At 59.9% G+C, this 12,025-nt stretch carries 14 protein-coding genes and 1 pseudogene; 3 read left to right on the top strand and 12 right to left on the bottom strand.

What is annotated here, in order from left to right:
* Positions 1 to 294, top strand: a pseudogene (locus AC1DD7_RS23725) (TMEM175 family protein); the annotation flags it as partial.
* A 390-nt stretch (positions 295 to 684) separates the two neighbouring features.
* On the opposite strand, the gene AC1DD7_RS23730 reads toward AC1DD7_RS23725, so the two are convergent.
* Genes AC1DD7_RS23730 through AC1DD7_RS23740 form a run of 3 tightly spaced genes read right to left on the bottom strand, consistent with a single transcriptional unit; the run spans position 685 to position 2,352 of the window.
* Complete coding sequence (locus tag AC1DD7_RS23730; protein WP_442002448.1) at positions 685 to 1,017, bottom strand: DUF6510 family protein; 333 nt, start codon at positions 1,015 to 1,017, stop codon at positions 685 to 687.
* Positions 1,014 to 1,811 carry a ferredoxin reductase gene (locus tag AC1DD7_RS23735; RefSeq protein WP_442002447.1) on the bottom strand — a complete coding sequence of 266 codons (798 nt, stop codon included), beginning with the start codon at positions 1,809 to 1,811 and terminating at the stop codon, positions 1,014 to 1,016. Before AC1DD7_RS23735 ends, AC1DD7_RS23730 begins: the two co-directional genes overlap by 4 nt.
* Positions 1,762 to 2,352 carry a molybdopterin-dependent oxidoreductase gene (locus tag AC1DD7_RS23740; RefSeq protein ID WP_477516833.1) on the bottom strand — a complete coding sequence of 197 codons (591 nt, stop codon included), beginning with the start codon at positions 2,350 to 2,352 and terminating at the stop codon, positions 1,762 to 1,764. Before AC1DD7_RS23740 ends, AC1DD7_RS23735 begins: the two co-directional genes overlap by 50 nt.
* Positions 2,353 to 2,625: 273 nt before the next feature.
* Between AC1DD7_RS23740 and AC1DD7_RS23745 the strand changes: the two genes are divergently transcribed.
* Together AC1DD7_RS23745 and AC1DD7_RS23750 are read left to right on the top strand one after the other, a co-directional pair.
* On the top strand, positions 2,626 to 2,892 hold the full coding sequence (locus tag AC1DD7_RS23745) for a type II toxin-antitoxin system Phd/YefM family antitoxin (protein WP_442003648.1): 267 nt from the start codon (positions 2,626 to 2,628) through the stop codon (positions 2,890 to 2,892).
* Positions 2,889 to 3,149: a type II toxin-antitoxin system RelE family toxin gene (locus tag AC1DD7_RS23750; RefSeq protein WP_442003647.1), complete on the top strand. Its 261-nt coding sequence runs from the start codon at positions 2,889 to 2,891 to the stop codon at positions 3,147 to 3,149. The genes AC1DD7_RS23745 and AC1DD7_RS23750 overlap by 4 nt, the downstream gene beginning before the upstream one ends.
* Positions 3,150 to 3,325: 176 nt before the next feature.
* On the opposite strand, the gene AC1DD7_RS23755 is transcribed toward AC1DD7_RS23750, so the two are convergent.
* From AC1DD7_RS23755 to AC1DD7_RS23795, 9 genes are all read right to left on the bottom strand, one after another.
* Positions 3,326 to 3,790 (bottom strand): VOC family protein, encoded by a 465-nt coding sequence (locus AC1DD7_RS23755; protein WP_477516834.1) that lies wholly within the window; start codon positions 3,788 to 3,790, stop codon positions 3,326 to 3,328.
* A 75-nt stretch (positions 3,791 to 3,865) separates the two neighbouring features.
* Positions 3,866 to 4,615, bottom strand: a complete 750-nt coding sequence (locus AC1DD7_RS23760; RefSeq protein WP_442003645.1) for an SDR family NAD(P)-dependent oxidoreductase — start codon at positions 4,613 to 4,615, stop codon at positions 3,866 to 3,868.
* Between the two features lie 61 nt (positions 4,616 to 4,676).
* Positions 4,677 to 5,663 (bottom strand): Gfo/Idh/MocA family protein, encoded by a 987-nt coding sequence (locus AC1DD7_RS23765; protein ID WP_477516835.1) that lies wholly within the window; start codon positions 5,661 to 5,663, stop codon positions 4,677 to 4,679.
* Positions 5,660 to 6,520 carry a carbohydrate ABC transporter permease gene (locus AC1DD7_RS23770; RefSeq protein ID WP_477516836.1) on the bottom strand — a complete coding sequence of 287 codons (861 nt, stop codon included), beginning with the start codon at positions 6,518 to 6,520 and terminating at the stop codon, positions 5,660 to 5,662. The genes AC1DD7_RS23765 and AC1DD7_RS23770 overlap by 4 nt, the downstream gene beginning before the upstream one ends.
* Positions 6,517 to 7,431 carry a carbohydrate ABC transporter permease gene (locus tag AC1DD7_RS23775; RefSeq protein WP_477516837.1) on the bottom strand — a complete coding sequence of 305 codons (915 nt, stop codon included), beginning with the start codon at positions 7,429 to 7,431 and terminating at the stop codon, positions 6,517 to 6,519. Before AC1DD7_RS23775 ends, AC1DD7_RS23770 begins: the two co-directional genes overlap by 4 nt.
* Positions 7,432 to 7,489: 58 nt before the next feature.
* The gene (locus AC1DD7_RS23780; RefSeq protein WP_477516838.1) at positions 7,490 to 8,752 is read right to left on the bottom strand and encodes an ABC transporter substrate-binding protein; all 1,263 of its coding nucleotides are present in this window, start codon (positions 8,750 to 8,752) and stop codon (positions 7,490 to 7,492) included.
* 107 nt (positions 8,753 to 8,859) lie between these two features.
* Entirely contained in the window at positions 8,860 to 10,032 is a 1,173-nt protein-coding gene (locus AC1DD7_RS23785) for an MFS transporter (RefSeq protein ID WP_477516839.1), read from the bottom strand.
* 98 nt (positions 10,033 to 10,130) lie between these two features.
* Entirely contained in the window at positions 10,131 to 11,123 is a 993-nt protein-coding gene (locus AC1DD7_RS23790) for a Gfo/Idh/MocA family protein (protein WP_477516840.1), read from the bottom strand.
* Positions 11,120 to 12,022 carry a sugar phosphate isomerase/epimerase family protein gene (locus tag AC1DD7_RS23795; RefSeq protein WP_477516841.1) on the bottom strand — a complete coding sequence of 301 codons (903 nt, stop codon included), beginning with the start codon at positions 12,020 to 12,022 and terminating at the stop codon, positions 11,120 to 11,122. The genes AC1DD7_RS23790 and AC1DD7_RS23795 overlap by 4 nt, the downstream gene beginning before the upstream one ends.
* Positions 12,023 to 12,025 lie beyond the last annotated feature (3 nt).

Genomic DNA, 12,025 nt, shown 5'->3' on the forward strand with positions numbered 1-12,025 from the left:
CCCGTCCTGTTATACGGAATCAACCTGCTGTGTGCAGCGATCGCGTACTACATCCTGGAACGTCGCCTGATCGCCGCCCAAGGCAAGGACGGGGCCCTTGCCCGGGCTGTCGGCCGGGACTGGAAAGGCAAAGCATCCCCCGTGATCTACATGGCCGGCATCGCAGCCACCCTGGTCCAGCCCCTGTTCGGGATCGCCATGTTCACCGTTGTGGCGCTGATCTGGCTGGTCCCGGACCGCCGGGTTGAGCACTTTGTCGCCAGGTCTCCTCAAAGCGATAACGGCGGCGGTTAATCGGCTACTTCACTCCTAACCACGCGACGATTAGCAGCCCTGCGCGCCGAATCAGGAACTTGGTTCTGGTGCTGCTGCTCGACAGACGCGTTCACGGGTGGGAACCCGCAGCCTCCCGGTGAACGAATACACCAAGCACCACCGTGACGACGACGAGAAGCGCCGGAGCGTCTCTGCGGTGGCAACCCGCGCTGCTCGCCACTGGATCGTCACAAGCCATCACCAATGACGCCGTTATTCGTACTTTGGCCAGAAAATAGGAATAAGCTCACTCCTATTCAGACTTAGGAGAACCGGTGACCGACTCCTGGCCAGCGCATGGGTAAACTTCACATCTTCCAGGATTGGGCAGTGAGGCGGCCCCGCTCGCGGTGCCAAGGCAACGGACGCCTACTCTTCGCGGTCGATCTCCAAGTAGCTGAGGCCACTCAAATCCAGCCAGTATTTGGTTGGTGTTTGGACCAATCGCAGCAGCACGCCCTGACAGTCGCGGCACCGGACCACAATTCCGGGCGCGTCGGTGAAGACCATGGCCTCGCCAAAAGCCCTGACGGAACCGCAGTGTCTGCAGCGTCCCAGCGCCGCGATGATGTCGATGCGGAACACTTCGGATAGGGCGCCGGCTGCGGCGTTCCCGTCTACATACGGAATCGGGTCATGGGGTGCTGCTGCAATGTCCTGGTCATCGGACTCGGGGACAGCAAAGTCGTCGGTGCTGTTCACCGGATGCCTCCCGTCCCGCCAAACCGCTCGGTCTTTATGGACTCCGGCGGATAACCGGCCATTACAAGCCAGTCCGAAACGGTCTCCACAAAGACGGTTTGGCCGCAAACAAAAACATCGGGGTTCTCCTCTGTTGGGAAGATCTTGCCCAAAAGGCCCTCGGAAGTAAGGCGACCTGGCGCTGCCGGCCAGCCGTCCGGCGTCGAACGCGTGTAGATGTAATCGACCATCAGCTTGGCTGATTCCTGATCCAAACGGTGCAGCTCGTCCCGATAAAGCGAAGAATCCGGAGATCTGAGGGAATAGAGCAACCTGAAAGGGGCCCCGCTGTTGGACGCCCGATGGGCACGGATCATCGACATCAACGGCACCACACCTGACCCTCCCCCGATCAGCTGCACCGGGTTCGCATTGGCTGGCCGCCAGACAAACCAGCCGCCCACCGGTCCCCGGATTTCCAACTGGTCCCCCACGGCCAGGTCCCGGACAAGGTAAGGTGACACTTCGCCGTCGGGCAGTTCATCAACGGTGATTTCCAGATGCTCATCCGTACTTGCCGATGCCACGGAGTAGGACCGGATGGCTGTATACCCGTCCTCTGCGGTGAGGCGGATATCAATGTGTTGCCCGGCCAGATATCCCATCAAACCATCCACGCGCAGCCTAATGGTTCGGGCTGTGGCGTTTTCCAGTTCCCCGCCCACCACTTCCGCGACCCGCCATACAGAACTCACGGCAAAGGCCTCACGAGTACCGCTCCTCGCGCCACGGATTGCCGTGAAGGTGATATCCATTCGATTCCCAGAAACCTGGAACGTCTTCGTCAGTCAGTTCCAAGCCATGAATCCACTTGGCGCTTTTCCAGAAATACAAATGCGGCACCAAAAGCCGCGCCGGACCGCCGTGTGCCCGTTCAAGAGGTTCGTGATCAAATTCCCAGGCCACCCAGGCCTTACCGCCCAGGAGATCCCACAGCGGAACATTGGTTGTGTAGCCGCCGAAGGAATGGGCGGTGGCGAAGTCGCGGGTGGTCTCCACGTTTTCGAAAAGCGTGTCCACTGAAACTCCGCGCCACGTCGTTCCCAGCTTTGACCAGCTGGTCACGCAGTGAATGTCTTCGGTGATCTCCTCCTGCGGCAAAGCCATGAACTCATCCCAGGACCACGCGAGACGTTGGCCATCCTCCGCCGTAATGAAGAACTCCCACTCATCGGCGGGAATGAGCGGAGCGGGTCCAGCCGTCAGAACGGGAAAGTCCTGCGTTTCATGCTGTCCCGGAGGCAACGCAGAATTCTCGGACCGTCGTCCACGGAAACCGGAAGAAATGATACCCATGATTTACCTCCGCAGCGGAGCTCCTCCGGCCAATGACCGTTGATGCCCCAACGATAGGGCAAGCTGTGCGCGGGGTCTAGGGATCGACGAGGGTAAGCCAGTGCACACCGCATACCCGCGCGCGCTGCCATAGAAACTGTCCCGGCCCCCGCTTCAGCGAAGGACTTGGATTTCCTCCACGACATGGCAGAAAAAATGGAACATCCAGTATCGGGGTTTCGGCGCTTTCCGCGCTGATGTACATTTCAGCGCTAGCGAGTCTAAGATTGGGGCATGAGCGAAATGACTGTGACGGACGCACGGAGCCGGCTCTCGGAGGCAGTCGATACCGCCCGGGTGAGCCATGAACCGGTGTATCTGCTGCGCCGTGGCCGCCGCGTCGCGGCGCTAATCGACGCCGAAGACCTCGCCACGCTGATTGAAGCCGCCGAAGACCTGGAAGACCTCCGGGCGGCGAACGCGGCGCGGGCCGAAATGGCCGACACCGGCGAAGGCCCGGTGCCTTGGGAGGAAGTCAAGGCGGAACTGGGCCTGGCGTGAGCTATGCCGTGCAGGTCGCGCCAGCCGCGCTGCGGCAGTTGCGCAAACTCCCACCCGATGCACGCCGGCGGATCCAGGCCGCCATCGAACTCCTCGCCGAAACCCCGCGCCCGCCGGGGGCGAAGAAGCTCGCCGGAAGCAGCGGCGACTGGCGCGTGCGCACCGGCGATTACCGGATCATCTACGAGATCCGGGACGGGCAGCTGATCGTCCTGGTTGTCGCCCTGGGCCACCGGCGGGACATCTACCAGCACTAGGCAAGGACGATACCGCCAAGTCAGGCGCTGTCGGGTTGTCTTGAGCACGCGGCGAGGTCGCCATTCACCGCGTCGACGGCCAGCGTCGTTATCGATGAGGCTCAGGGCCCGTTTCATTTATGGCCCTTCTCGGTCGACCTCCTAAGAGGCTCCGGATTTAGTGCGCGTGTTGTTTGTCAGGATGTGCCGCGATCCCGCCAGTCCGGTGCCTGAATGAGCTCCACCCGGTTACCATCCGGGTCGAGCAAGTAGATCAGCAGACCCCCTGCATTTGGGCCGGAATCAGGCCCAACCGGTTCGGACAACGCACCATATCCGAGCGCCGTCATCTCAGCGAACACCTTCCGGACGTCAACACCCGTGAAGGCAAGGTGCGCCGTTCCCGGCTGCGCCTCAGTGGGGTTGATGGCGGTTGGAGGATCCTCGACCTGGACGAGTTCCAACTGAAAGGTTCCGTCAGGCGTCGTGAGGAGCAGCGCTCTGACCTTTACGCCCGGACGGCCGAAGAGTTCGCCTATGTAGGACCCTGACGTCCAAGCCTCCGAACGGACCAGTCCTAGCCCGTCGGCATAGAACCGTGCGCTACGCTCCAGGTCCGCGACATGAAGGGCAGTGTGATGATGTCTGATTTCGGCTTTCACTTCGCTCCCTGTTAATTGCGGAGGGGCTCGGCCCTGACGGGGCCTCAAGGTTTGTGAAACCCCGCGCCTGGTGATTCAGGTTCCGATTCCCAGATGTGCTCCCCCTGCCACATCAAGAGACACTCCCGTGATGTAGCGGTTGTCCGGATCGGCAAGGAAAAGGATGGCGCGGGCGACTTCCTCGGGTTCGGCAAACCGGCGCATCGGCAGTTGGGCTGCCCTCTTTGCCCTGCTGGCAGCCGCTCCCGAGCCGGAATCCTTGTCGAACTGTGCCCGCATGGGTGTGTTCACTGGGCCTGGGGCGATGGCGTTGACTGAGATGCCGTCAGGCCCAAGCAGTTCGGCGAATGACCACATGATGTGCAGAACGGCGAGCTTGCTCGCGTTGTACGGCAAGTAATTGAGGCGTGCTTCTTTGGCCGCGACGGAGGACAGGACGACGATGGCGCCGGCCGTGCCGGACTCAAGCATGGACTTGGCGGTCTCCCGCACCATCGTGAAGGTCGCCGTGGCGTTGATCCTCAGAATTGAGTCGAATTCTTCTGTGGTTGTTTCCATGATGTTGGGGGTGGGGCCCAGCACTCCGGCTGCATGGATGAGGACATCTACTCGACCATATTTGGCTGCGATGTCCTTAACAAGGGTCGCGCATTGTTCTTCCGACGTGATGTCGAGGGGGTAGAACTCCTTTAGCGATTGGCCCTCTTTAGGGGACCGGTCCCCGCCGATGACGACGGCGCCTGCCGCTGTGAGTGCGCTGACGGCGGCGTCGCCGATTCCCCCACTCGATCCCGTTACCAAAACCACTTGGTCTTTGAGGCTCATTTTCAATCCTTACTTGGTATTGCTCAGTTCGGCCGGTGCCACTGTCTAGTTTTTCGCGATGCTACGGGGTAACCACATCCTCAGCGCCGTAAACTGCCGCTGCCAGGAGGGCATCGGCGATTTCTGTAGCGTGGAGTGCTTGAGCGAACCCGACTGCGGGACTTTCACCCGCGCAGAACTTTATCGCCGCCTCTGCCTGGCGAAGGAAGAGATCCGAGGGCTCGAAAGTGTTCACGGAATGGCCACCGTCACGGTCCCAGATGTGAACTGAATCGTTGGACCACAACAGCCGGCCTGTAGTTGCCAGGACATCGATGGTGAGGCTCCAATCGCCCTGGTTGAGACCTTCCGGCTCCTGCCAGGGAGACCAGTAGCTCTGCATCGTGAATACGGCACCCTCAGGAAATTCGAGGGCGGATATGACATGCTCTGGCACCGGGGACCCATACAGGCTGCTGCTGGTACTGGTAGTCAGCACCTTTGGGTCACCGTCAAACCATGATGAGACCAGTTCGATGGCGTGAATGCCATTCACGACGGCGACGCCACCCTCCTTCGGGTCAGCGCGCCACGAGTTGATGTCCTTTTTATGGGCGACCGAACGAACACAAACAGCGATCACGTCGTTGTTCCTGACCCATTGAGAGGCAATTGAGGCGGCGGGATGATGGTGAAGCGTGTACCCCACCATAAGCCTCTCATTTACACCAGAAGCGGCAGCCATGACCGCAGCGCCTTCGGCATCTGCAGCTACCGGCTTTTCCGTCAACACACGGAATCCCCTGTTCAGCAAATCTGCGACCATGAGCGGCTGCACCGTAGTGGGCAATGCTACGACAACCAGGTCCAGGTGCTCAGGGTCGAGTTCCTGGGCACTGGGCACCAACTGTGCGCCTAACACCTGAGCGAGCGCAATGCCACGCTCGTCCTTCTCTACAATGACTGCGACGTCGGCCCCCGCCGCGGCGAATGCGCGCGCGTGCCGTGATCCTGCCCAGCCGGCCCCTCCGACGACGGCTACACGAGGAGCAGTTGCCTGTGCGCTCATGATTTGACACCACCGGAGGTCAGGCCCGCGATGAACCAGCGTTGGAATGCGACGAAAATGCCCAGGACGGGAATGAACGCGACAATAACGAACGCGCCGAAGGACGCCCAGAAGTTGCCGAAGCCGGTTGAGATATACCGGACGATGCCGTTCTGCACGGTCTTCATGTCCTCGGTGGTTGCCAGGACGGTTCCGACGAGGAAGTCATTCCAGACGAACACAAAGATGAAGATTGCTACGGCCGCTATACCCGGACGGATCAGTGGCAGCACAATCCGTATAAGTATTTGAAGTCGACTGCAGCCATCAATTGCCGCAGCTTCCTCGATCTCAACCGGAATGTTCTCGATGAAATTGCGAAGAAACAGGATCGTCTGTCCGCAGATTATGCCCGTGTAAACCAGGATCAGCAGAGGGTAGCTGTTAATGAGGGACGTTTTGACAAACATGGAATAGAGCGCGATGAAGACTACAACACCCGGAACCATAGACAGCACCAGAATGCCCGTCATGAGGCTTTCCATACGACGGCCGCGGAAACGGGTGGCGACGTACGCTGCCGGTACACACACTGCCAAGGCGAGAACAATCGATCCAATGGCGTAGATGATTGAGTTCGCAAAGAAGCGAACATTAGCGGAGGTAAACAGGCCGGCGTAGCTGTCGAAGGAGAATGGGGCCGGGATCCACACCGGTGGGAAAGCCACGGTATTGGCTTCAGTCTTCAAGGAGGTCGACAGTATCCAAAGGATTGGAGGCAACACAAGGGCTGCTGTTACAGCAACAATTACCCAGATGGGCACCCGCCGCAGAATCTGCCCAGGACGTCGGCGTTTGGCCGGGATTACAGCAGTCACAGGGTGTCCTTCCGTCGGAAGCGAATGGCTACCAGGGTCAGCGCGATGTTGATAGCGAAGAGCAGAATGGCAGTTGCCGAGGCTCCCGAGAGGTCAAAGTCTTGGAATGTCTTGTTGAATACACGCATGGAGAGGGTTTCCGTGCCGCCGAGCGGGCCGCCTCGCGTAATGACCAGGATGATGGTCACCATCTGTACATAGAGCATGAGCAGGACGACGACGACCGAGACGATGGTGTTCCGGAGGAAGGGTAGCGTGATGTTCACGAATCCCTGCCAGGCGTTTCCCCCATCGACGCGGAGGCTCTCGTAAAGTTCATTCGGAACGGTCTGCAGGGCACCCAGGAACAGAACCATGGCCTGAGGATAGGACCACCATGCGGTGATGAGGGTTACAGCCACCAAGGCAGAACCGGGCGATGAGAACACGTCCGTGGGGCCGAAGCCCAAAGCCTTGGTGATAGCTGTGCCCGGACCATAGTTGGGATTAAGGAACCATAGCCAAAGGGTGCCGACGGTGGCTTGTGACATCAGCCAAGGAAGCAGGAACAGGCTTCGAACCGTCCGCTTGAAGCGGATGATCTTGTTCAGTACCGCTGCAGAGGCAAACCCCAGCGGCAGGGCGATTGCCAAGGCACCAAGTGAGAAGGCAAGAGTGGTACCGATTTGTTTTGGCAGATCCTTGTCTGAGAAGAGCTCCGTGAATGAATTCAGCCCGGAGAACTCTTTGATCTGGTAGTACGTGGTTTCGTGCAGGGCAGTCCAGGCCGTGTAGATCAGGGGCCCGACGAAAACGAAGAGGAAGACCGCTACGACCGGGACGACGTAGAGCCATACAGCGCGGTCTGTCCGGGCTAACCTGGCAGGGGGCGTGGTGCTCCGCGCCGTGCGGTGTGCTTGTGTCACTGACATGGGTTTCGCTTTCCTGGGACCAGTGCAGTTGCGTCGATGTTCCTGTCGGGAACGAGCCTCACTTGTTGGCCGCGTCCTGGGCAATCTTCATGAATTCGTCCGCTGACCGGTTGTTGAGATACAACTCCTGGCCGGCGCCGGCGAGGCCACTTGCAATGGCGATCCAGTTGTCCGGGTAGGTGTGCGGTTCGCTGTGTTCCTCAACGAACTTGCTCACATCCAGTACCGTCTTCGCTTCGGGCGTGCTGAAGTATGGCTCCTTGAAGGTCGCGGAACGAGTGGGTACGTCACCTCCGGTTGCCATCAATGCACCAGCCTTCGGTCCGGTCATGTATTCAATGAACTTCCAAGCCGCCTTGGCATGCTTGCTTCCCGCACCAATGCCAAGGGTCCAGCCGAAGGTCGATCCTGTGTTCGAACCATTCGAAGCCTTGGGAAGAGTGGCGGACTTGATGTCCGGGTTGGCCTTCTGCAGTGTCAGAAGGCGTTCTGTTCCAAGGACCGCCATAGCAACTGTGCCGTTCTGCAGGCCGTCGGTGACGGTGGAGTACTGGTCGCCGACAACGCTGTTTGACATGCCTCCGGCTTTCTTGAGCTTGACAAGGAAGTCGGCGAATTCTCTACCCTTGTCGGTGTCAAAAGCGGCTTTGCCGTCCTTATCCGAGATGTCCTGTCCCACCTCACTCATGAAGCAATCAAAAAATGTCGAGATGATCGCGGAGTTATCGACACCGGAGAAGCCCGTGCCGAACCCTGTGTAGCCAGCGGCTGCTGCTTTTCCGGCGACATCCGCCACCTGGTCCCAGGTGGTGGGGACAGCCGCTCCGATCTGCTTGAGGGTCTTGTCGTTGTAGTACAGCGTGCAGGTCCGGTAGTCGTACGGCACCGCTACCTGCTTCCCGTCCTTGTCCGCCAGCTTGTCTGCAGGGCGCAGCCAGTCTGTGACCTGCTTAGCTTCGTCCGGGAGCGGTTGATAGACCTGGGCGGCTGCAATCTGTGGGACCACCGGGGCGAACATTTTGACCACGTCGGGTGTCTGGCCCGCTGCTGCTGCCTGCGGGAGCCTGCTGATCATGTCTCCGAAGGAAACCGTTGACAACTGGACATCGATGTTGGGATTTTCTTTCTCGAAGTTCTCGATGTTTTGCTTCAGCGCCGCGGCCCGCGGATTGTTCTGGCTCGGATCCATGAAGTCCCAGTACGTCAATACCACTGGACCATCTTCTTTCTCGTTGCCTGCGTCGCCCGAGGTGCTCGAGCAGCCTGTCAGTAGTGCCGCGGTAAGGGCCACGGCGGTCAAAGTGCCTGAGCTTCTCATCATTGCGTCTCTCCTTTGAGATCGGTTGCATTTAGCTTCAGTCCGAATGAGATCGGTTGCTGAGATCGGTTGCAATAAACATAAGATGGCCGAAGGGGTCTGTCAAGGATTTATTTGATCCAGAGGCGAGGTGCTTGATGCTCTGGTGTGCCGGCTTCGCGTACATCGTCCAGACAGCGTGGGTTGTTGATCATTATGGCTCCCGCGGTCAGCACCAAAAGCCAGGCTCCGAGCATACTGAAAGAGGGCAACCAGTTATCGCCTGGTTGGTGCAGTAGACCAAAAAGCAGTGGGCCGATGCCGGCGAGGGCGTAGCCGACTCCCTGGGCGAACCCCGATAGTGCCCCCGAGCCAGCTTCCGTTCTGGTGCGTTTGTTGATCATCGTGAACGCAAAGGAATAGGCACCCTGGCCCAACCCAGCAATGACCACCCACACGACTCCAGAAGCTGGTGGAGCAAAGACGATGCCCGCGTAGCCGATGGCGAACGCGACAACGAACAGGACCGCGATGGGCATGGGGCGAGGCATTCGTGCTACCACCAGAGGCGCGATCAGACCTACAGGCAGGCCGATAATTGAATACAGCGCGAGCATAGAGCCAGCCGTTTCCCCGCTCATCCCCCGGTCGACAAAAACAGCCGGAAGCCACATCAGGGCTGCAAAGGTATTGCTTGAGCATCCGGCGAAAATTAGCGCCATACCCCAGCCGATCGAGGATCGCCAGGGCTGTATCGCGCTATCAGGTGGCGCTGGAGGGTCACGACTTATTGGCTTCGCGCTGCGCTCGGCTTTCCACTTCCCGGCAAGAACCACCAGCCAGGGCAGGGCTGCGACTGCGCTGAAGCCCGCCCAAATGCCGACTGACAACCGCCAGCCATAAAGATTGGCCAAGGGTGTGGCACATTGGGCGGCAATGGCCGTGCTGACGCCCAGGAGAGTCACGTGAAGGGCTGAGAGAAGCCCGATTCTCTTGGGAAAGAACTTCATCAGAAGCGGCGGAACCACGATGTTGACCATCCCGATGCCCAGCATGGCGATCCAGGTGAAAGCCAAAAAGACCAGGGTGGTCCAACCCACTGCGCGTCCGACCTGACCCAAGGTTGTCAGCAGGAGTGCAACTAAAAGCAGATGCTCCAGCTGGATGCGACGCACGAGCGGGAGAGCCAGAAAGCCTACTAAGGCGAAGCCGGCCGTCGGCAGCATCCCCAGCGTCCCTGTTGACACGGCATCGAGTGGAAGGTCCTCACCTATTGCGTCAAGGAGTGGGGATGCTGCCGACACCGCTTGCCTGGCACTGAAGGCGACCAGGAGAATGCCGAGAAGAACGGTGAACCGCCTTCGTAGACCTGACGTGGTGCTGGGCGGTCTCGCCTGGTGCTTCAGCTTCCGCTGACTGCGTGGCTGGCCCATTCGCGGCCGGCTTGTTCTTCTGTGGGCAAGCCGGCGGAAGCGAGAATCCGGTCCAGCAGGCGTTGCGTGTGAACGGCTTCGCGGCCAGAAGTCAGGGGTTGCCCCCTGTCGGCGACCCGGTCCAGGAAGTGGTGAACGGCGGCGGAAAACCCCAGAGTGTCGGTGGCTGTCGCCCAGCCATATGCCTCGGCGCTAAGTTCCCGTGATGTCGTGACGCCGTTGATCGTGGTGGAAACCGTTTCGGGTGCCCTGACTTCGACGGTCTTTCCGTCACCGTAGGCGTCCAGTTTTTCGTTCCAAGCTCCCGCTGTACGGGCCGCCATCAAGACGCCTGTATTCCCTGTGCTGAAGCGGATGGTTGCTGCGAGGCCGTCTTCTTCCCAAGGGTCCTCACCGGCGGCGTGGGCGGCGACGTGTTCAGGCTCGCCGCCGCAGTACCAGCGGAGGAGATCGACCATGTGAATGGCGTTCTCGAACGTCGCGCGGTATTCAGATCCGGGGCGGTTTTTCTGGGCGACGCAGAAGGTGGCGCCGTTGGTTCCGAAAATTTCCCTGCCGGCTGTATAGACGGGCGCATAGCGGCGGTTGAAGTCGACCATGAGCACCCGACCGCGTTCGTCGGCGAGATCTGCAAGGCGTTCTGCCTCATCGGTTGCCGGGGCCAATGGCTTTTCACAGAACACGTCGACGTCACGATTAAGGCACAGTTGGACGGCATGGGCGTGCTCTGCGCGTGGTGTCAGTACAAAGACAGCGTCCAGTTCCTGCGAGGCCAACATGTCCTCCACGGTCTTAAAAGCGGAGTTGAAGCCCCAGCGCCGCACCAGACCGCTGGGATCTTCACGCCGGGAGACGAGGGCTGCTAATTCGACGTCGTCGCGTTGTACGAGCGTGGGTAATTGGGCGATGGTGGCGATATTGCCCGCGCCGACAACTCCGACGCGGAGACGATTCGTGTTCATCGGGCGTTCCTTACTTCAGAGAGATCAGAGAGCATTGAGCGCAGGACTGCGGCGGATTGGCGGAATCCATCTTCGGGCGCAGGGAGGTCTTGGGGGTGCCACCGGTATTCAAGCTCGATGCTCAGCACATCGTCGTAGCCGTGCTGCAGCAACGTGGCGAGGATTTGGGACCAGGGAACCACGCCGCTTCCCACGACGCGGGAGCGGACCGCCCGCTCGGAAGCGTTGACTCGGGCTGTTTCAGTGGCGCGGAAGGTGGCATTGGGATCGGTGAAGACGAGGTCCTTTACGTGGACGTGACTTATCAGATCGCCTTGGATTGCAAAGGCTTCTTCGTAGTTTTCGTCGTGCGTGAATGTCAGGTTGGCCTGGTCATAGAGAACCCGGACAGCAGGATGGGCGATTTCCCGGACCAATGCAGCGGTGTCCGCAGCGGTCTGGGTCATAGTGCCGAAGTGGTTTTCAACGCAAAGGCGAACCCCTGCCTGGCCTGCTTCAGGCGCGAGGGTCTCCAAGGCTTCACGCAGTTTTGCCCATCGTGCCGCGTGATCGTTGTCACCGGGGTGCCAGGAACCTGCATAAACACGGACCCGGTCGGCGCCGAGCAGGTGTGCGGTCTCTATGGCGCCGCGGAATTCGTCGACTGCTTTGCGCCATTCCACGGCGTCCAGGGCATTGATGGCGGTGGTGTATGGCGTCAGACCCACTATGGGCACACCTGCGCCTTCGGCCGCTTTCAGTGCCTCCATCGCGGCGCGATGGTCACCCAAAGGCAACCCGGACTTGTAGTCATCCTGGTAGATGACTTCGGCGGCATCGAGCCCCACCGATCGGAAGAGATTAATTGCTTGGGGAACCGTGTGGTCCGGGGTGCCTAGTGTGTGACCAGCTAGCCGCATGGT

The organism is Paenarthrobacter sp. 10L412 (assembly GCF_056395565.1).

Bases quoted from the DNA above. Each gene is read 5' to 3' on its own strand.
- AC1DD7_RS23735 (WP_442002447.1), bottom strand. From the start codon at position 1,811: ATGGATATCACCTTCACGGCAATCCGTGGCGCGAGGAGCGGTACTCGT.
- AC1DD7_RS23740 (WP_477516833.1), bottom strand. From the start codon at position 2,352: ATGGGTATCATTTCTTCCGGTTTCCGTGGACGACGGTCCGAGAATTCT.
- AC1DD7_RS23745 (WP_442003648.1), top strand. From the start codon at position 2,626: ATGAGCGAAATGACTGTGACGGACGCACGGAGCCGGCTCTCGGAGGCA.
- AC1DD7_RS23760 (WP_442003645.1), bottom strand. From the start codon at position 4,615: ATGAGCCTCAAAGACCAAGTGGTTTTGGTAACGGGATCGAGTGGGGGA.
- AC1DD7_RS23765 (WP_477516835.1), bottom strand. From the start codon at position 5,663: ATGAGCGCACAGGCAACTGCTCCTCGTGTAGCCGTCGTCGGAGGGGCC.
- AC1DD7_RS23775 (WP_477516837.1), bottom strand. From the start codon at position 7,431: ATGTCAGTGACACAAGCACACCGCACGGCGCGGAGCACCACGCCCCCT.
- AC1DD7_RS23780 (WP_477516838.1), bottom strand. From the start codon at position 8,752: ATGATGAGAAGCTCAGGCACTTTGACCGCCGTGGCCCTTACCGCGGCA.
- AC1DD7_RS23790 (WP_477516840.1), bottom strand. From the start codon at position 11,123: ATGAACACGAATCGTCTCCGCGTCGGAGTTGTCGGCGCGGGCAATATC.
- AC1DD7_RS23795 (WP_477516841.1), bottom strand. From the start codon at position 12,022: ATGCGGCTAGCTGGTCACACACTAGGCACCCCGGACCACACGGTTCCC.